Genomic DNA, 19,146 nt, shown 5'->3' with positions numbered 1-19,146 from the left:
GCTCTCCTCGCTGGTCGTCGCTCGGTACTACCCCGGCCCCACGGCGTGTGCCGGGTGGCCGGCCCTCACGGGCCGGCCACCCGACGTGGCACTACGCCTGCTGGCCCGGGTCCTCCTCGGTCTCCTCCGCGTTGCGGGCGACGGCCAGCAGCGTGGAGGTCTCGCCCAGGTTCATCAGGCGGACTCCCTTCGTCTGCCGGCCGGCCTTCCGCACCTCGCGGGCGGAGGTCCGGATGACCCCGCCGGTGGAGGTGATCGCGTACAGCTCGTCGTCGATGCCGACGATGAGCGCACCGACCAGCGTGCCACGCCGACGGTCGTACTGGAGGGTCAACACTCCCTTCCCGCCACGGCCCTGAACGGGGTAGTCCTCGATCGGGGTGCGCTTCGCGTAGCCACCGGTGGTGGCGACGAGCAGGTAGGTGTCGGGGCGGATCACGCCGAGGGCCAGCAGCTTGTCGCCCTCGTTGAACCGCATCCCCAGCACGCCGGAGGTCGCGCGGCCCATCGGGCGCAGCGCGTCGTCGGACGCGGTGAACCGGATGGACTGGCCTTCGGCGGACACGAGGAGCAGATCGTCATCACCCGAACAGAGGACGGCGCCGACCAGCTCGTCGTCGTCGCGCAGGTTGATGCCGATGAGGCCGCCGGCCCGGTTGGAGTCGAAGTCGGTCAGGCGCGACTTCTTCACCAGGCCGTTGCGGGTGGCCAGCACCAGGTACGGCCGCGCCGAGTAGTCCTTGATCTGCATGACCTGGGCGATCTCCTCCTCCGGCTGCAGGGCCAGGAGGTTCGCCAGGTGCTGGCCGCGCGCGGTGCGGTTCGCCTCGGGCAGCTCGTAGGCCTTGAGCCGGTAGACCCGCCCGCGATTGGTGAAGAACAGCATCCAGTCGTGCGTGGAGCAGACGAAGAAGTGGTTGACGATGTCGTCCTGCTTCAGCTGCGCCCCCTGCACGCCCTTCCCGCCGCGCTTCTGGGCGCGGTACAGGTCGGTCTTCGTGCGCTTGGCGTAGCCGGTGCGGGTGATCGTGACGACGACGTCCTCGACCGCGATCAGGTCCTCGTCGGTGACGTCGCCGTCGAAGCCGACGATCCGGGTGCGGCGGTCGTCGCCGTGGGCCTCGACGAGCTCGGCGAGCTCGTCGCGGACGATCTGCCGCTGCCGCTCGGGCCGGGCCAGGATGTCCTGGTAGTCGGCGATCTCGCGCTCGATCTCGGCCAGCTCGTCGACGATCTTCTGGCGCTCCAGCGCGGCGAGCCGTCGCAGCTGCATGTCCAGGATCGCCTGGGCCTGGATGTCGTCGACGTCGAGCAGGTCGATCAGGCCGGCCCTGGCGACGTCGACCGTGGCCGACGCCCGGATCAGCGCGATGACCTCGTCGAGCGCGTCGAGCGCCTTGACCAGACCACGCAGGATGTGGGCCCGCTCCTCGGCCTTGCGCAGCCGGTAGCGGGTCCGCCGGACGATGACCTCGATCTGGTGCCGGACGTAGTGCCGGATCATCTGGTCGAGGCGCAGGGTGCGCGGCACGCCGTCGACGATCGACAGCATGTTCACACCGAAGCTGTGCTGCAGCTGGGTGTGCTTGTACAGGTTGTTCAGCACGACCTTGGCGACGGCGTCGCGCTTGAGCGTGACGACGATCCGCATGCCGATGCGGTCGGAGGACTCGTCGACGATCTCGGAGATCCCGGCGATCTTGCCGTCGCGGACCATGGCCGCGATCGACTCGATGAGGTTGTCCGGGTTCACCAGGTAGGGCAGCTCGGTGACCACCAGGGTGGTGCGGCCCTTGGTGTCCTCCTCGACCTCGACGACGGCGCGCATCCGCACCGAGCCGCGCCCGGTCCGGTAGGCCGACTCGATGCCGTCGCGACCGACGATGAGGCCGTAGGTCGGGAAGTCCGGCCCCTTGATCCGCTCCATCGCCGCTTCGAGGAGCTCGTCGTCGGTGGCGTCCGGGTTCTCCAGGCACCAGGCGACGCCGGCGCCGACCTCGCGCAGGTTGTGCGGCGGGATGTTGGTCGCCATGCCGACCGCGATGCCGGAGCTGCCGTTGATGAGCAGGTTCGGCACCCGCGACGGCAGGACGACCGGCTCCTGGGTCTTGCCGTCGTAGTTGTCCAGGAAGTCGACGGTCTCCTCGTCGATGTCCTGGAGCATCGCCATCGCCAGCGGCGAGAGCCGGCACTCGGTGTACCGCATGGCCGCGGCCGGGTCGTTGCCGCGCGAGCCGAAGTTGCCCTGCCCCTGGATCAGCGGGTAGCGCATCGACCAGGGCTGGGCCAGCCGCACGAGGGCGTCGTAGATCGCCGAGTCGCCGTGCGGGTGGTAGTTGCCCATCACGTCGCCGACGACGCGGGCGCACTTGACCGGGGCACGGTCGGGCCGGAAGCCGTTCTCCCCCATCGAGTAGAGGACTCGGCGGTGGACCGGCTTGAGCCCGTCCTCCACCAGCGGCAGCGCCCGCCCGACGATCACGCTCATCGCGTAGTCGATGTACGAGCGCTGCATCTCCTGCTGGATGTCGACCGGTTCGACCCGGCCCCCACCCTCTCCGCCGCCGCCCGTGGGCGCGGCGGGGTCGATCGTGTCCGTCACGAAGTCTCCTCGTGCGTGTTCATACGTTCGTCTGGATCAGATGTGTGGATCAGACGTCCAGGAAGCGCACGTCCTTGGCGTTGCGGGTGATGAAGGAGCGGCGGGACTCGACGTCCTCACCCATCAGCACCGAGAACAGCTCGGCGGCGGTGGCGGCGTCGTCCAGGCTCACCTGGAGCAGCAGCCGGTTCGTCGGGTCCATGGTGGTCTCCCACAGCTCCTTGGCGTCCATCTCGCCGAGACCCTTGTAGCGCTGCACGCCCTGGTCCTTGGGGAGCTTCTTGCCCGCGGCACGGCCGGCCTCGATCAGGCCGTCGCGCTCGCGGTCGGTGTAGGCGTACTCCGGCTCGGCCCCGCGACCGGCCCACTTGAGCTTGTACAGCGGCGGCTGCGCCAGGAACACGTGCCCGTTCTCGATCAGCGGGCGCATGAAGCGGAACAGCAGCGTGAGCAGCAGCGTGCGGATGTGCTGGCCGTCGACGTCGGCGTCGGCCATCAGCACGAGCTTGTGGTAGCGCAGCTTCGACAGGTCGAAGTCGTCGTGGATGCCGGTGCCCATCGCGGTGATGATCGACTGGACCTCGGTGTTCTTGAGGACGCGGTCGATCCGGGCCTTCTCGACGTTGATGATCTTGCCGCGGATCGGCAGGATCGCCTGGTGCATCGAGTCGCGGCCGGCCTTCGCCGAGCCGCCGGCGGAGTCACCCTCCACGATGTAGAGCTCGCAGCTCTCCGGGTCGCGGGAGCGGCAGTCCGACAGCTTGCCGGGCAGGCCGCCGATGTCACCGGCGCTCTTGCGGCGCACGAGCTCGCGTGCACGACGCGCGGCCAGGCGGGCCTGGGCCGAGGAGACCGCCTTGGTGACGATCGTCTTGGCCTCGGTGGGGTTGCGCTCGAACCAGTCGGCGAGCCACTCGTTCGACACGCGCTGGACGAACGACTTGACCTCGGTGTTGCCGAGCTTGGTCTTGGTCTGGCCCTCGAACTGCGGCTCGGAGACCTTGACCGAGACGATCGCGGCGAGGCCCTCGCGGATGTCGTCGCCGGACAGCGCCGGGTCCTTCTCCTTGATGAGCTTCTTGTCGCGCGCGTACTTGTTGACCGTGGCGGTCAGCGCGTGGCGGAAGCCCTCCTCGTGGGTGCCGCCCTCGTGCGTGTTGATCGTGTTCGCGAAGGTGTAGACCGACTCGGAGTAGCCCGAGTTCCACTGCATCGCGACCTCGACCTGGTGGCCGGGGCCCTCGCCGGTGTAGCTGACGATCTTGCGGTGGATCGGGTCCTTGGACTTGTTCAGGTGCGCGACGAAGTCCTCCAGCCCGTTCGGGTAGTGGAAGACGTACTCCTTGGGCTTGGCGACGTAGCCCTCGGCGTCGGGCTCGGAGTCCGTGTCGATCTCCGTGACCGGTGCCTCGACCGGGTTCCCGTCCTCGTCGACCGCGTCCGACGACGGCACGCCCGCCGGCTTCTCCGGCCTGCGCTCGTCACGCAGGACCATGGTGAGGCCCTTGTTCAGGAACGTCTGCTCCTGCAGCCGGCGACGGATCGTCTCCAGCGTGTAGGTGGTCGTCTCGAAGATCTTCGGGTCGGCCCAGTAGGTGATCGTGGTGCCGGTGTCGGACTTCTTCGTGGTGCCTGCCTCGACGAGCTCGCCGGGCACGGCGTACTCGTAGTGCTGGCGCCAGATCTTGCCGTCCCGGCGGACCTCGACGTCGAGCGCGGTGGACAGCGCGTTCACGACCGAGACGCCGACGCCGTGCAGACCACCGGACACGGCGTAGGACTTGTCGTCGAACTTGCCGCCGGCGTGCAGGCTGGTGAGGACGACCTCGAGGGTCGGCTTCTTCTCCACCGGGTGCATCTCGACGGGAATGCCACGACCGTCGTCCTCGACGCGGATGCCGCCGTCGGCCTGCAGGGTCACGACGACCTTCGTGGCGTGACCGGCCATCGCCTCGTCGACCGAGTTGTCCACCACCTCCCAGATCAGGTGGTGCAGACCCCGCTCACCGGTCGAGCCGATGTACATGCCGGGCCGCTTGCGGACCGCCTCCAGGCCCTTGAGGACCGTGATGGACGACGCGCCGTAGGCGTTGTTCGCTGCCTTGTCGGAAGCCACGGGTAGCTGCTTCTCCTCGCCACGTGAACCACCCGCGCGACGCGCGCACCACCGGTGCGACGACGACGGAGCGGTTCCACCGACCGGGCGCTCTGGTCATGTCATTGGGGAGCCACCCGGGGAACACCTGTCGATCCTACCCGGCGGAACGCCCGGGAAGGCGGATAGGACCCGCCCAGAAGCGCCACAGACGGGCGAACGGCGTCCGGTACGGGGTCGAACGTGCCCCTGCCGGGCCGAGCGGACCGGCGGCCGTGTCATCCCGCGCTCACCGCCGACGAGAGCGGCCCGTGCACTCCGGTGCAGCTCCCCACCCGATCCGGGCCCCCGTACGCGCCCCTGGCGTCGTGACGCGTCCGCAACGTGAGCGACCGGGCTCGCACCACCCGGTCGGCGGTCCGTGTGCGGGTGGAGCGGGGCTCAGCCGTAGGTGTCGCGAGGGCCGCGACCGCGGACGTGCCGCGGACCGTGCCGCCAGCTCGGGCCGCTCGGCCCGACCACCCGGATCCGGCGCACGACGTCCGGCCCGACCGCGGCCGCGAGCCGGGTCAGCAGCTGACGCTGCAGCGTCCGCAGCTGGGTGGCCCACGCCGTCGACTCGGCCTGCAGGGTCAGCTCGCCGTCGCGCAGCGAGACCGGTGTGCAGTGGTCGGCGACGTCCGGTCCGACCAGCTGCGGCCACCGGCCGAGCACGGTCGCGTCGGTCAGCCGGTTCGACCAGCCGCGGTCCACCGACACCCGCGACACCAGGCGTCCGAACGGCTGCGGGTCCCGGTCGTCGGGCCCAGCCCCCGACCAGCGACGGCGACGCCCCCGCCCGGAGACCACGCGCAGCTTGGGCCGGTCGGCCTGGGCCCGCTCCTCGGCCTTGCGGGCCGACGCCTCACGGGCCGCGCGCAACGCCTCGCGGGCGAGGTCGGCACCGCGCAGGTTCGCGCGGTCGCCGGAGAGCAGGTCCCCCTGCTCTCCCGGGACCCCCGCGCCCGGGACGTCCGCGACCGTGACCGCGTCGTGACCCGGTCCGGTGTCGCGTCCGTCCCCAGGGGCGGTGCCGTCGGTGCCCGTTCCCCGACGCCCTGTCCTCCGGTTTCCGGTTCCGGAACGGCGTCCGTCCCCCGGTTCGCCTGAGTTATCCACAGTATCCACAGCCTTGTCCCCAGAATGCCGTGACGCGTTCGAGACCTGTCGGGGCGATCATGCGGGCACCTCGCCGTCGCGGCTCACCCTCCGGTCGCCGACGGCGAACCGGGCCCCGTCGAGCTCCGCGGGCACGTCCTCGGCCACCGCGGCGGTCACCAGTACCTGCTCCGCGTCGGCCACGAGATCGGCCAGCGCGCGGCGCCGGGCCGAGTCCAGCTCGGCGAAGACGTCGTCCAACACGAGGACCGGCTCGACGTCGTCGGCGTGCAGCAGGCGGTAGGACGCCAGCCGCAGCGCCAGCGCGAACGCCCAGGACTCGCCGTGGCTGGCGTAGCCCTTCGCCGGTCCCTCGCCCAGGGCGAGGTCCAGCTCGTCGCGGTGCGGGCCGACCAGGCAGACCCCGCGTTCGATCTCCTGGGACCGCACCTGCGCCAGCCGGTCGAGCAGCAGCGTCTCCAGTTCCCCGGTCGAGGACGGCAGCTCCGCCACCCCCGCCGTCCCGAGGCTGGACCGGTAGTCCAGGCCGATCGGGTCCGACGACGGCGCGATCGCCGCGAACGCCTCCCGGGCGTAGGGCGCCAGCGCGACGACGAGCTCGCGCCGCCCGGCCAGCAGTGCCGCGCCGGTACGGGCGAGGTGCCCGTCCCAGACCTCCAGCGTCGCCAGGTCGTCGGGAAGGTCCGGGTCCGCGGCGACCGGCGACCGGGACCGGCCGCGGGCCCCGCGCAGCGCGGGTTTCGCGGACTTCAGCAGGGCCGAGCGCTGGCGCAGGACCTTGTCGTAGTCGGCGCGGACGCCGGCGTAGCGCGGGAACCGCGCGACGAGCAGCTCGTCGAGGAAGCGCCTGCGCTCCGACGGGTCGCCCCGCACGAGCGCCAGGTCCTCCGGCGCGAACAGCACGCTGCGCAGGATCCCCAGGACCTCGCGCGGCCGCGAGACCGGTGAGCGGTTGACCCGTGCCCGGTTCTGCTTCCCGTTGTTGATCTCCAGCTCGACGCCGAGCTTCCGGCCGTGGTGGTGCACCTCGCCGCGGACGACGGCCTGCTCGGCCCCGCGCCGGATCAGCGGCGCGTCGGAGGACACCCGGTGCGAGCCGAGGGTGGCGAGGTAGCCGATCCCCTCGACCAGGTTGGTCTTGCCGACGCCGTTGGCCCCGACCAGCACGGTCACACCGGGGTCGAGCTCCAGCTCGGCCTCCGGCCAGGACCGGAAGTCGGTGACCGAGAACCGCCTGAGGTACACCGCCTGGTCACCCTTCCCGTCCGGCTCGGCGCCGGGTCACTGCTGCGTCGAACCGCCGCCGGACGACGGTCCCGCCTTGTCCCCCGGGGACCCGGCGGGCCCGGACTTCTTCACCGCGTGCCCGCCGAACTGCTGGCGCAGCGCGGCGACGGCCTTCATCGCCGGCGACTCGGCCTGCCGGGAGGAGAACCGGGCGAACAGGGCCGCGGAGATGACCGGCAACGGCACCGCGTGCGCGATGGCCTCCTCGATCGTCCAACGACCCTCCCCGGAGTCGTCCACGTACCCCTCGAGCTGCTCGAGGCGCGGGTCGTCCTTGAGCGCGTCGACCAGCAGGTCGAGCAGCCAGGAGCGGACGACCGTGCCACGCGACCAGGCCTGGATCACCCCGGGTACGTCGGTGATCAGCTCGCTGGCCTCCATGAGCTCGAAGCCCTCGGCGTAGGCCTGCATCAGGCCGTACTCGATCCCGTTGTGGACCATCTTCGCGAAGTGGCCCGCGCCGACCGGACCGGCGTGCGCGAAGCCCTCCTCGCGCACACCCTCCGGACGCAGCGCGTCGAAGATCGGCATGGCGCGCGCGATGTGCTCCGGCTCGCCACCGGCCATCAGGCCGTAGCCGTTGTCCTTGCCCCAGATCCCGCCGGAGACGCCGCAGTCGATGTAGCCGATGCCGTGCGCGTCGAGCAGGGCGGCGTTGGGCTGGTCGTCGGTGTAGCGGGAGTTGCCGCCGTCGATGACCAGGTCACCGGCCTCGAGCGTGGTCGCCAGCGTGGCGACGGTGTTCCGGGTCGGCTCACCGGAGGGAACCATGACCCACACGACGCGCGGTGCGGCCAGCGCACCCGCGAGTTCGGCGAGCGAGGCCACGTCGCTGACCTCCGGGCGGGGGTCGTAGCCGACCACCTCGTGCCCGGCGGCCCGCAGCCGCTCCCGCATGTTGCCGCCCATGCGGCCGAGTCCGATCATGCCGATCTGCACGGCAGAGGCCCCCTTCACGTCCGTGCCGCCGGCATGCCCCACAGGGCACCGGTGGCCCTCGTCGATCACACCGGGGAGGAGTCTTCCCCCTCGCCGGGACGTCCGCCCGGCGGGGGTCGGCACCGGCGGGCCGACCCGGTCGGGGTCAGCCCGGCAGCCGCACCGGCATCAGCAGGTGCAGGTAGCCCGACTTCTCCGGCGACGGCGCCTCGCCCGCGTCGTCGGTGGCGGGCTTGGGCACCGGGCGGACCAGTGCGGGCCGGTTCGGTGTGGTGAACGTCAGCTGCGCGCGGTCGGTGTGCAGCGCGCCGAGCGCGTCGAGCAGGTAGCCCGGGTTGAACGCGATCGTCAGCGGGCTGCCGTCGAGCGCGCAGGGCAGCTCCTCCTCGGCGGACCCGACGTCGTCGCCGCCGGCGGCCAGCCGCAGGCCGTCCTCGCCGAACTCCATCCGGATCTGGGCGACCCGGTCCGCGACGAGCGAGACACGCTTGATCGCCTCGACCAGCAGCGCGACGTCGAGCTCGACGGCGGTGGTGTGCTCGGCCGGGATCAGCTGGCGGAAGCGCGGGAACTCGGCGTCGAGCAGCCGGCTGGTGGAGCGACGGCCGCCACCGGTGAGGCCGAGCATCCCGTCCCCGGCCGACAGCGCGATCTCCACGGTGCCGGACCCGGCAAGGGTCTTGGCGACCTCGGCGAGGGTCTTGGCCGGGATCAGCACCGCGGTCGAGATCGAGGCGTCCTCCGGGGACCACTCGAGCTCGCGGACGGCGAGCCGGAACCGGTCGGTGGCCGCGAGCGTCAGCTGCGAGCCCTCGATCTCGAGCCGGATGCCGGTCAGCATCGGCAGCGTGTCGTCCCGGCCGGACGCGACGGCGACCTGGGCGACGGCGGCAGCCAGCGCGTCGGCGGCGACCGACCCGGCGCGCTGCGGCATGTCGGGCAGCTGCGGGTAGTCCTCGACCGGCATCGTCGGGAGGCTGAACCGGGAGTTGCCGCAGTTGATCGTGGCGCGGGAGCCGTCGACGGTCAGGTCGACCGGCTTGGACGGCAGCGCGCGGGTGATGTCGGCCAGCAGCCGCCCGGAGACGAGCGTGCGGCCCGGCTCCCCGACCGTCGCGTCGAGCTCGACGCGGGCCGAGGTCTCGTAGTCGAAGCCGGAGACCGTCAGCTTCTCGCCGGACTCGCTGTCGGACTGGATGAGGACCCCGCCGAGCACGGGCACCGGCGGACGAGCCGGGAGGCTGCGCGCCACCCAGGCAGCCGCATCCGCGAGGACGTCGCGTTCGACCCGGAACTTCATCTGGAGACCTTCCCCGGTAGCGCCCGACTCCGACCACGGCGCGGGGCCGGGTCGTCGACGGGACGACGGTGCTGCGGCGGACCGGTTCGGCCTCCGGGTCCGGCCGGCCCCGTGGCCCGGAGGGGCTGCGGAGCGGAGTGGCCGGGACGGATCGGAAGCCGGGGTTCGCCGGGACGCTCACGGTAGAGCCTCGCCCCGACAGTTTCCACGCCACCCCGGTGCCCGTCGGGTGTCCCCGTCCGTGACCCCCGTCCGGGGGTCGGTCCACACAGGTGTTCTTGGGAAGAAGAGATAGAGAGAGAACAACCGCAGTAGTACTAAGTCCTGTGCACAGTGTGGATGGAGCGCATCCGTGCTGGTCAGCAGGCCGCGTCGGCTGGGGACGCGGGGGTGGGGGCACCCGTTGACAGGTCCGTGGAGCGGTGGACCGACCGCGTCGACGCCCATCCGTCCCCGGTTCATCCCGGGTTCACCACAGAGTTGTCCACGGATCCCGGGCCATCCGTCCACGGGCCGGAGACGATCCAACCACAGAGTTGTCCCCAGATGTGGGTGAAAACGTGGTGGATCGTGGACCCTGGGTGACCGGGGGCACAGACAGTTCGGCACTCCCGCGTTGCGCGAAGAACCCACAGACGTCTCACTCGTCACAGGGTTGTCGACGCAGCGTGACCGGCGGGTGGGCGCAAGCGATCACCGGGGCGAGTGACGAAGCGCCGAGTGCCCTCTACCGGACGACGAACGGGAGGAGTGGGACCGACACGCGGGTGGCGCCACGCCGGACCCGATCGGTATCGCGTCGACCGGGCCGGGCGCCCCGGACGTCCGCGACGGCGGGGGTGCCGATCGCCCCGGGAGGGCGCCGAACGCGCCGCAGCGGCGATCTGGGGGGCTGTGGCCCCTGTGGGTTGCACGGGATCGGTCCCGGTGCGCGCGGTGACCGCCGCGAACGCGTCCTGCCAGGTCACGGCGGAGCCGGTCGGGCTGTGGAGAAGCAGTGCGACCGGTGGACAACCCGCCTCGGCGGGCCCCGGCGGAGGTCAGTGCCGAGCGCGCAGCTTGATCCGCGCGGTCAGCTCCTGCACCTGCTCGAAGGTCTTCCGCCGGAGCGAGATCTCGTTACGGATCTTCTTGTCGGCGTGCATGACGGTGGTGTGGTCCCGTCCGCCGAAGGTCTGCCCGATACGCGGCAGCGACAGGTCGGTCAGCTCGCGGCACAGGTACATGGCGATCTGACGGGCCTGGGCGAGCGCCTTCGTCTTGCCCGGCCCGGACAGCTCGTCCAGCGTGAGGCCGAAGAACTCGGCGGTGACCGCCATGATCGTCGGGGCGGTGATCTCGGAGGCCGCGGAGTCCGGGATGAGGTCGCGCAGCACGATCTCGGCGAGCTGGGTGTCGACGGCCTGCCGGTTCAGCGACGCGAACGCCGTCACCCGGATCAGCGCGCCCTCGAGCTCGCGGATGTTGCGCTCGATCCGCTCCGCGATGAACTCCAGGACCTCACCGGGGACGGCGAGCCGGTCCTGGGCGGCCTTCTTCCGCAGGATCGCGATCCGCGTCTCCAGCTCGGGCGGCTGGATGTCGGTGATCAGCCCCCACTCGAACCGCGTCCGCATCCGGTCCTCGAGGGTCTCGAGGCGCTTGGGCGGACGGTCGGAGGAGACGACGATCTGCTTGTTCGCGTTGTGGAGGGTGTTGAAGGTGTGGAAGAACTCCTCCTGCGTCCCCTCCTTGCCCTCCAGGAACTGGATGTCGTCGACCAGCAGCACGTCGACATCGCGGTAGCGGCGCTGGAAGGCGACCTTGCGGTCGTCGCGCAGGGAGTTGATGAAGTCGTTCGTGAACTCCTCGGTACTGACGTACCGGACCCGCATCCCGGGGAACAGCCGCTGGGCGTAGTGCCCGACGGCGTGCAGCAGGTGGGTCTTGCCCAGCCCGGACTCGCCCCAGATGAACAGTGGGTTGTACGCCCGCGCCGGCGCCTCGGCCACAGCGACCGCGGCGGCGTGGCTGAACCGGTTCGACGCACCGATGACGAAGGTGTCGAAGGTGTAGCGCTCGTTGAGCCGGGTCTGCGACCGCGGCGCGACCGGGTCGCCCGCCTGCGGCGCGGTGTAGGCAGGCCACGAGGTCTGCCCGTCGCGCGAGCCCGGCTCGGGGCGACCTCCGGGCTGCGGCGCCCACCCCCCGGACGACGACGGCGGCTGCTCGGCCGACCAGCCGCGGTCCGTGCCGGAGGGGCCGGCGTCGTCGCGGCGGGACCCGCCGGCGAAGCCGTTGCCGTACCCGCCGTCGACGGCGGGCTGCGGCCCGGTGTCCGGGCCCGCGCCGTCGACGTGCTCGTGCGCGACGTGCTCGGGTGCGGGACCGGCGCCGTGGTCCCCGGTGGTCACCGCAGCCGGGGCGTCGCCCGCGCGGTCGCCGGTGCCGGTGTCACGGACGCTGTCCCCGGCGGTGACGCCGCGGTGCATGCCGAACCCGGGCGGGTCGGGGACCTCGGTGCCGCCGGACGCCGCGGAGGCGTCGACGACGACCGCGAGGTTGACCGCCACGCCGAGGTGGCGGCCGAGGGCGTCGCTGATCGGTCTGCGCAGGATCCGCTCGATGGCGTCCTTCGCGAACTCGCTCGGCGCGGCGAGCAGCGCCGTGCCGTCGAGCAGGCCGAGGGGGCGGGTCAGGCGCAGGAACGCGCGCTGCTGCGGGGAGAGGGTGGGCGTACCGGACTCGGCCGACGCGCCGGAGAGATCGGCGATGACCCGGTTCCAGACCGCGCCGAGGTCGCCCGGCTGGTCGGTCATCCGCGTTTCCCCCTCCCGATCGGCCGCTGTCGGCGGTCTGCTCCCCCCGGAGCACTGGCGGTGAGCCGTCCGGACGCGCGGACTCGACCTCTGGGGCGATGTATCCCCAGAGTTGTCCACACTTGTGCGTAAAGGTACGCAGCAGGCCTCGGCCGGCGCGCATCGGGGCGTCGGTCGTTGGTCCCGCGCCGGTCCCGGGCGGGGGCGGCGACGCTAGCAGCAGCCGTCGCGGCGGCCGGCCGGCGGGGTCACGGCGCCCGGTGGGGGCGGTTTGACCCCCTCGAAACGCGCTGCGTACCCTTGACGACCGGACACCTGGTCGGATGGGCGTGTCGCGCCCGTCGAACGCGACGTCCCGCATTCCTGCGGTGTGTCGTGTGGCCGGTGGCCCGCGAACCCGAGCCAGTGACCGTAGACATCTCGGCGTCGCAGGACGCCTGCGAACCGCCGACCAGGAGCCGACCGTGAGCAAGCGTACTTTCCAGCCGAACAACCGCCGCCGGGCCAAGACGCACGGCTTCCGGCTGCGCATGCGCACCCGCGCCGGCCGCGCGATCCTCGCCGCGCGCCGTCGCAAGGGGCGCGGCAACCTCTCGGCCTGACGGCCGGCGCCCCCACCGGCCCGCGCCGTGCTGCCGGCACACGCCCGGCTCACCCGCCGGCCCGAGTTCGCCTCGACGATCAGGCGCGGACGACGCGCCGGCCGGTCGAGGCTGGTGGTGCACCTCGACCTGACCCGCCCCGGCGGCGTGCCCGAGCACGCCTCGCCGAGGGCGGGTTTCGTCGTGAGCAAGGCCGTCGGCAACGCCGTGGTCCGGCACCGGGTCGCCCGGCGTCTGCGGCACCTGGTCGCGGACCGGCTGGAGGCGCTGCCCGCAGGTGCCGCGCTCGTCGTCCGTGCGTTGCCGCCCGCCGGTGACGCCTCGTCCGCGGAGCTGGCGGCCGACCTCGACTCCGCACTGCGGGCGGCGCAGCGACCGCGCCGTCCGCGCCCGGCCACGGACGACGCGCGATGAGTCCGGCACACGACGCGGCTCCGACGGGTGAGGAGGCTCCGATGGACGACGGAGGGCTCCCCGGCGCCCGTCCCGGCGGCGGCGCGCGGGCCGCGATGGCCGCGGTGCGCTGGTACCAGGTGTGGATCTCCCCGAACCTGATGCCGAGCTGCCGGTTCCACCCGAGCTGCAGCGCCTACTCGGTCGAGGCGTTCCGCGAGCACGGCTTCGTGCGCGGTCTCGGCCTCACCGTGTGGCGGTTGCTGAGGTGTGCCCCGTGGCACCCTGGCGGGTGGGACCCGGTCCCGCCGCGCCGGCGGCGCAGCGACGGGGTCCCGCGCAGCGGCACCGAACCCGATCCCGGGCCGGAGCAGACGTCCACCGACCCGCCCCGGACCGAAGGCCTCTCACGCGGTACGGACCGCTGACCCGCGGGCCCCGCCCGAGACCACGAGGAGCAACGCAGCAGTGCTGGACTTCATCTACTACCCCGTCAGCTGGATCATGTGGGTCTGGCACAAGGTCTTCGGCTTCGTCCTCGGTGACGACAACGGGTTCGCCTGGGCGCTGTCGGTCGTCTTCCTCGTCTTCACGCTGCGCGTGCTGCTCTACAAGCCGTTCGTGGTCCAGGTCCGCTCCATGCGCAAGATGCAGGAGATGGCCCCGGAGATGCAGAAGCTCCGGAAGAAGTACGCGAACGACCGCCAGAAGCTCGCCACGGAGATGCAGAAGCTCCAGCAGCAGAACGGCGCCAACCCGCTGATGGGCTGCCTGCCCATCCTGGTGCAGATCCCGGTCTTCATCGGCCTGTTCCACGTGCTCCGCGAGTTCAAGCCGGGCAAGACCGAGAACTACGTCTTCAACGCGGCGGAGAACGCCTCGTTCGTCGACTCCAGCCTGTTCGGCGCCAAGCTGGGCTCGGCCGTGTGGCCGCTGCAGAACACCGCGTCGGTCGCCGAGCTCGGCGGCAACCTCGTCTCGCAGTGGATCGTGATGATCCCGCTGATGATCGCGGCCGGCATCTTCACCCACATCACCGCGCGCCACTCGGTCGCCCGCCAGCAGGCGCAGATCGCCGCCGGCACCGTCGCGGCGAACCCGCAGGCCGAGATCATGCAGAAGCTGATGCTCTACGTGTTCCCGATCGGTGTCGTCGTCGGTGCGCCGTTCCTGCCGCTCGCGGTCCTCTTCTACTGGGTCGCCAACAACCTGTGGACCCTCGGCCAGCAGTACGTCGTCTACCGCAAGATCGACGCCGAGGAGTCGGACAAGGCCGAGAAGGCCACCGAGTCCGCGAAGGCCCGCGCCCCGCGCCCCGGCCAGAAGCCGATCCGCGACGCCCGTCGCGGCACCGCGGAGGAGGTCCGCGAGATCGCCGACGAGCCGATCGGCCCCGCCGAGGAGAAGGCCGCCGAGGCGGCGTCGCAGGCCCGCGCCACCGGGTCCGACGGTGCCTCCGCCGACACCGGCACCACCTCCGACGGGCAGCGCAACGGCGCGGCCCGCAACGGGAACGGGAACGGGAACGGCCAGAAGAAGCCCGGGGCCAAGCCGGTGCAGAAGCGCCCGGGGGCCAAGGCCCGGCGCGGCAAGCGTCGCTGACGACCCCACCGCACGACCCCTGCACGACCCCACAGGCACGACCCCACAGACCCCGGCGCGCCCCGCCGGCCCCGGCGGACCCCACCGCCGCGCGGGCCCGGACGCGACGGACCGCGAACCGTTGACGAGAGGAGTAGCGCGTGCCCACCACCGCCAAGGAGCCCGCCGAGGGTCCGGACGTGCAGGACAAGCCGTCCGGCGAGAGCCTGCTGATCCAGGAGGGCGACGTCGCAGGTGACTACCTGGAGCGCCTGCTGGACATCCTGGACTACGACGGCGACATCGACCTCGACGTCGAGGGCGGCCGCGCCATCGTCAGCATCGAGGGCGCCGAGGACGACCCCGACCTGCAGAAGCTCGTCGGTGACAAGGGCTCGGTGCTGGAGAGCCTGCAGGAGCTGGCCCGCCTCGCCGTCCAGCAGCAGCTGGGCAGCCGCAGCCGGCTGATGCTCGACATCGCGGGCTGGCGACGGCACCGCCGCGACGAGCTCACCGCACTCGGTCTGGAGACCGCCCAGGAGGTCAAGGCCAGCGGCGAGTCCGCGCGGCTGCGGCCGATGACGCCGTTCGAGCGCAAGGTCGTGCACGACGCCGTCGCCACCGTGAAGGGTGTCGTCTCCGAGAGCGAGGGCGAGGAGCCGCGTCGCCAGGTCGTGGTCCACAAGAAGTGACCACCTCCCCCATCCCGACCCCGGAGGTCGCGGAGAAGGTCTTCGGCGACCGGACCGGGCTGGCCGTCCGCTACGTCGAGCACCTCGCGACCTCCGGGATCGAGCGCGGCCTGATCGGCCCGCGCGAGCGGGACCGGTTGTGGGACCGGCACGTGCTGAACTGCGCGGTCCTCGGTGAGGTCGTGCCCGCCGACGCCCGGGTCGCCGACGTCGGCTCCGGGGCCGGGCTCCCCGGGATCCCGCTCGCCCTGGCCCGCCCGGACCTGCGGATCGTGCTGATCGAGCCGCTCGCCCGACGGGTGGAGTGGCTCGGCGAGGTGCTGACCGATCTCGGCCTGGACATCGCCGTCGAACGGGGGCGTGCCGAGGAGCGGCCCGTTCTGCGACGATGGGAGGGGGCCGACGTCGTCACCGCCCGGGCCGTCGGACCGCTGGCCCGGCTCGCGGGCATCTGCCTGCCCCTGCTGCGGCAGGGGGGTGCGATGCTGGTGCTGAAGGGGGCCTCCGCCCCGGACGAGATCGCCCGCGACGCCGCGGCGGTCCGTGCGCTCGGAGGGGGCGAGCCCCGGATCCACGAGACCGGAGCCGGTGTGGTCGATCCGCTGACCACGGTGGTCGAGATCCCGCGGACCGGCGCGCCCCGCCGCATCCCGAGGAAGGAACGGCGATGATGGGTGCCGGAGCGCCGTTTCACGTGAAACACCGACCGGGCACGAACCGTCCAGGAAGCGAGGGTCGCGCATGAGTGCCGGATGGACCCCCATCGCGGACGAGGCCGAGCGGGCCGCACGCGTCCTGCACCCCGACCGGCACGGCATGCCCCGCCCGGCCGCGCGCCGCATCATGAGCGTCGCGAACCAGAAGGGCGGGGTCGGGAAGACCACGAGCACGGTCAACCTGGCCGCGGGGCTGGCCCTGCACGGCATCCGGGTGCTGGTGATCGATCTCGACCCGCAGGGCAACGCGTCCACCGCGCTCGGCGTCGAGCACCGCACCGGCACGCCGTCGGTGTACGAGGTGATGCTCGGCGAGATCCCGCTCGAGGAAGCCGTCGCGGTCAGCACCGCGTCGCCGAACCTGCTCTGCCTGCCCGCCACGATCGACCTGGCCGGCGCCGAGATCGAGCTCGTCAGCATGGTCGCCCGGGAGTCCCGGCTGGCCCAGGCGCTCAACGACGAGACGCTGTCCCGGCTCGACGTCGACTACGTGCTCATCGACTGCCCGCCGTCGCTGGGGCTGCTGACGGTCAACGCGTTGGTCGCGGCGTCCGAGGTGCTCATCCCGATCCAGTGCGAGTACTACGCGCTGGAGGGGCTCGGGCAGCTGCTGTCCAACATCGACCTCGTCCGCTCGCACCTGAACACCTCGCTGCACGTGTCGACCATCCTGCTGACCATGTACGACGGCCGCACCAAGCTCGCCGACCAGGTGACCTCCGAGGTCCGCCAGCACTTCGGCCCGACGGCCCTGCGCACGGTCATCCCGCGCAGCGTGAAGGTCTCCGAGGCCCCCGGCTACAGCCAGACCGTGCTCGCCTACGACCCCGGCTCGCGCGGCGCGATGAGCTACATCGACGCGGCCCGTGAGATCGCCGAGCACGGGGCGAGTGGCGCCTACCGCCAGGACGGTCGCTGAGATGGCCGAGCGCAAGGGTGGGCTGGGCCGCGGCCTCGCCGCGCTCATTCCCACCGGCCCGACGGAGGCCGGTGACCGGCCCGGGGGCAACGGACCCGGTGCGCCGCTGCACCGCCCGGGCCCGGCCGTCCGACGCGACGACCACGATCCCGAGACCCCGGTCGTCGACGGCGGGGCGGAATACCGCGAGATCCCGCTGCCGCGGATCGTCCCCAACCCCAAGCAGCCGCGGACCCAGTTCGACGAGGACCAGCTCGCCGAGCTGGAGCACTCGATCCGTGAGTTCGGGCTGCTGCAGCCGATCGTCGTCCGGCGCGCCGGTGTCGACTACGAGCTGATCATGGGTGAGCGCCGGTGGCGCGCCGCCCAGCGTGCCGGGCTGGAGACCTTGCCCGCGATCGTCCGGCACACCGCCGACGACGTGATGCTCCGCGACGCGCTCCTGGAGAACATCCACCGCGTCCAGCTCAACCCTCTCGAGGAGGCGGCCGCCTACGAGCAGCTGCTCGCCGAGTTCGGCGTGACGCACTCCGAGCTCGCCGACCGGCTCGGTCGCAGCCGGCCCGTCGTCACCAACATGATCCGGCTGCTGAAGCTGCCGGTGTCGGTGCAGCGCCGGGTCGCCGCCGGGGTGCTGTCGGCCGGGCACGCGCGCGCCCTGCTCGGCCTCGAGGACGCCGGGCAGCAGGAGGACCTCGCCACCCGGATCGTCGCCGAGGGCATGTCGGTCCGCGCGACCGAGGAGGCCGTCGTGCTCGCGCGGCAGGAGGGGCCCCCACGGGAACGCCGGGCCCGTCGTCGCGGCGAGCAGCGTCCGGAGTTCGTCGAGCGTGCCGACCGGCTGGCCGACATGTTCGACACCCGGGTGAAGGTCGAGATGGGTCAGCGCAAGGGCCGCATCGTCGTCGAGTTCGGGTCGGTCGAGGATCTGGACCGGATCACCGGGCTGATGGGCATCAGCGACCGCGACTGATAGGCACACCTGTCCCCTGCCCCGACGGCCGTCGTCCCCGTGGACGGCGGCCGTCGGCGTTTCCGGGTTCCTGTTCGGACGTGAGGTATCGAGCCGTGGAGCGGATCTGAGGGCGCCCTGAGACGGTCTCTGAGATGTCGTTCGGACATCCTGCTTGTGGGGAGGCCGAGGGGGGTTTCAGGAGGCGCAGGGGGTCGCTGAGGCACGGATGATGCCCGATTCGTCCGCTGTCTGGTCATCTCGCTGTCGGCTGGGGCGAAAGGCCCGCAGTGCGACCCGATCTGTCGTACGTACGTCTACATCCGGCCGTGTCGACGGTCGCTGGAGGCGGATCGGTGCTTCACGGGGCGGCGGTGACGGGTTCGGGTGGTGCCGGGACGGGATGGTGGTCGGGGCGGCGCCTGCCGTGGGCGTGCGTGACCGGAGTGGGGTGGGGTCGCTGCTCCCGGTGGCGGTGTCGACCGTCGGTTCGGGGCGTGACCCGGACCGCGGGTGGAGCGATGCGGCAGTTTCCCGTGGAGCGGTTGTTTCACGTGGAACATCGACGGGGGCGGGGCCGTGTGTCGGTCTGCGCGGGGCCAGCGGTGGGACCTCGTGCGAGTCGTCGGCAGTGCGGTGCTCAGGACGGCGCCTCACACCACGGGCCCGTCATCGACTTCGGGCCGTGCGGTGGGCAGGCGCGACACCGACGCGTGGTCCCGCGGTCCGGGCTGTGCCTCGGAGGAAGCTTCTGGTGGGGCGTCGGCACTGCTGCGTCACCGGGTTCGTGCCGATGATCGGCGACGGTGTCGGACACGGCCGCCCTGTGTCCGTCGGCCCGGGGTGTGGTGTTCCGGGGTGGTTCTGCACTGCGCCCTCGCGCAGCTCGACCGCCGGCCTGGCGCGGGATGCGGGACTGGTCGGCGCGGTCTCGATTGCTTCTGGACCGGGTGGCGCTCAGGGGTCAGGTGACGTGAGTGGAACCGGGTGCTGTGGGACCGGGTGCTGTGGGGCTGGAGTTGAAGGGATGGGGTGGCACTGCGGGATCGAGTGGGCTGCGTGAGCGGATCCGGCTAGCCCGGGCAGTGCGGAACCTGGCGGTGCCGAACTCC

At 72.0% G+C, this 19,146-nt stretch carries 15 protein-coding genes; 8 read left to right on the top strand and 7 right to left on the bottom strand.

All coding sequences use genetic code 11. The features are described 5' to 3' along the window. Positions 1-91: 91 nt before the first annotated feature. From gyrA to dnaA, 7 genes are all read right to left on the bottom strand, one after another. Entirely contained in the window at positions 92-2,602 is a 2,511-nt protein-coding gene (gene gyrA, locus Ae505Ps2_RS07055; protein ID WP_075309275.1) for a DNA gyrase subunit A, read from the bottom strand. Positions 2,603-2,651: 49 nt separating this feature from the next. Next, positions 2,652-4,718, bottom strand: a complete 2,067-nt coding sequence (gene gyrB / locus Ae505Ps2_RS07050) for a DNA topoisomerase (ATP-hydrolyzing) subunit B (RefSeq protein WP_075309277.1) — start codon at positions 4,716-4,718, stop codon at positions 2,652-2,654. 420 nt (positions 4,719-5,138) lie between these two features. Further along, entirely contained in the window at positions 5,139-5,855 is a 717-nt protein-coding gene (locus Ae505Ps2_RS07045; protein ID WP_349289823.1) for a DciA family protein, read from the bottom strand. A 57-nt stretch (positions 5,856-5,912) separates the two neighbouring features. Continuing rightward, positions 5,913-7,100 (bottom strand): DNA replication/repair protein RecF, encoded by a 1,188-nt coding sequence (recF, locus tag Ae505Ps2_RS07040; RefSeq protein ID WP_060713932.1) that lies wholly within the window; start codon positions 7,098-7,100, stop codon positions 5,913-5,915. Between the two features lie 36 nt (positions 7,101-7,136). Continuing rightward, entirely contained in the window at positions 7,137-8,081 is a 945-nt protein-coding gene (gene gnd, locus Ae505Ps2_RS07035) for a phosphogluconate dehydrogenase (NAD(+)-dependent, decarboxylating) (protein ID WP_051050530.1), read from the bottom strand. A 145-nt stretch (positions 8,082-8,226) separates the two neighbouring features. Continuing rightward, positions 8,227-9,381: a DNA polymerase III subunit beta gene (gene dnaN, locus Ae505Ps2_RS07030; protein ID WP_075553507.1), complete on the bottom strand. Its 1,155-nt coding sequence runs from the start codon at positions 9,379-9,381 to the stop codon at positions 8,227-8,229. A gap of 1,040 nt (positions 9,382-10,421) precedes the next feature. Further along, entirely contained in the window at positions 10,422-12,179 is a 1,758-nt protein-coding gene (gene dnaA, locus Ae505Ps2_RS07025) for a chromosomal replication initiator protein DnaA (RefSeq protein WP_075334031.1), read from the bottom strand. Positions 12,180-12,643: 464 nt separating this feature from the next. Between dnaA and rpmH the strand changes: the two genes are divergently transcribed. The 8 genes from rpmH (at position 12,644) to Ae505Ps2_RS06985 (ending at position 18,055) form a co-directional block, all read left to right on the top strand. Beyond that, a complete protein-coding gene (rpmH, locus tag Ae505Ps2_RS07020) occupies positions 12,644-12,781 on the top strand; it encodes a 50S ribosomal protein L34 (RefSeq protein ID WP_020622600.1) in 138 nt (45 codons plus the stop codon). A gap of 27 nt (positions 12,782-12,808) precedes the next feature. Next, the gene (rnpA, locus tag Ae505Ps2_RS07015; protein WP_075309283.1) at positions 12,809-13,195 is read left to right on the top strand and encodes a ribonuclease P protein component; all 387 of its coding nucleotides are present in this window, start codon (positions 12,809-12,811) and stop codon (positions 13,193-13,195) included. Positions 13,196-13,236: 41 nt separating this feature from the next. Further along, a complete protein-coding gene (yidD, locus tag Ae505Ps2_RS07010) occupies positions 13,237-13,602 on the top strand; it encodes a membrane protein insertion efficiency factor YidD (RefSeq protein WP_075553506.1) in 366 nt (121 codons plus the stop codon). Positions 13,603-13,642: 40 nt separating this feature from the next. After that, positions 13,643-14,776 (top strand): membrane protein insertase YidC, encoded by a 1,134-nt coding sequence (yidC, locus tag Ae505Ps2_RS07005; RefSeq protein WP_075309285.1) that lies wholly within the window; start codon positions 13,643-13,645, stop codon positions 14,774-14,776. 140 nt (positions 14,777-14,916) lie between these two features. Next, positions 14,917-15,447, top strand: a complete 531-nt coding sequence (locus tag Ae505Ps2_RS07000; RefSeq protein ID WP_020622604.1) for a R3H domain-containing nucleic acid-binding protein — start codon at positions 14,917-14,919, stop codon at positions 15,445-15,447. Then, a complete protein-coding gene (gene rsmG / locus Ae505Ps2_RS06995; RefSeq protein ID WP_075334030.1) occupies positions 15,444-16,118 on the top strand; it encodes a 16S rRNA (guanine(527)-N(7))-methyltransferase RsmG in 675 nt (224 codons plus the stop codon). The genes Ae505Ps2_RS07000 and rsmG overlap by 4 nt, the downstream gene beginning before the upstream one ends. A gap of 70 nt (positions 16,119-16,188) precedes the next feature. Then, positions 16,189-17,082 carry an AAA family ATPase gene (locus Ae505Ps2_RS06990; protein WP_075309289.1) on the top strand — a complete coding sequence of 298 codons (894 nt, stop codon included), beginning with the start codon at positions 16,189-16,191 and terminating at the stop codon, positions 17,080-17,082. A gap of 1 nt (position 17,083) precedes the next feature. Continuing rightward, positions 17,084-18,055 carry a ParB/RepB/Spo0J family partition protein gene (locus Ae505Ps2_RS06985; protein WP_075309291.1) on the top strand — a complete coding sequence of 324 codons (972 nt, stop codon included), beginning with the start codon at positions 17,084-17,086 and terminating at the stop codon, positions 18,053-18,055. The last annotated feature ends 1,091 nt before the right edge of the window (positions 18,056-19,146 follow it).

It is taken from the genome of Pseudonocardia sp. Ae505_Ps2, from assembly GCF_001932425.1.
Taxonomy (GTDB): domain Bacteria; phylum Actinomycetota; class Actinomycetes; order Mycobacteriales; family Pseudonocardiaceae; genus Pseudonocardia.
Note: the sequence above shows the minus strand (reverse complement) of the source record. Positions and strands in the feature narration are given on the sequence as shown.

Coding starts and splice junctions, on each gene's coding strand:
- dnaN (WP_075553507.1), bottom strand. CDS start 9,381: ATGAAGTTCCGGGTCGAACGCGACGTCCTCGCGGATGCGGCTGCCTGG.
- dnaA (WP_075334031.1), bottom strand. CDS start 12,179: ATGACCGACCAGCCGGGCGACCTCGGCGCGGTCTGGAACCGGGTCATC.
- yidD (WP_075553506.1), top strand. CDS start 13,237: ATGGACGACGGAGGGCTCCCCGGCGCCCGTCCCGGCGGCGGCGCGCGG.
- Ae505Ps2_RS06990 (WP_075309289.1), top strand. CDS start 16,189: ATGAGTGCCGGATGGACCCCCATCGCGGACGAGGCCGAGCGGGCCGCA.
- Ae505Ps2_RS06985 (WP_075309291.1), top strand. CDS start 17,084: ATGGCCGAGCGCAAGGGTGGGCTGGGCCGCGGCCTCGCCGCGCTCATT.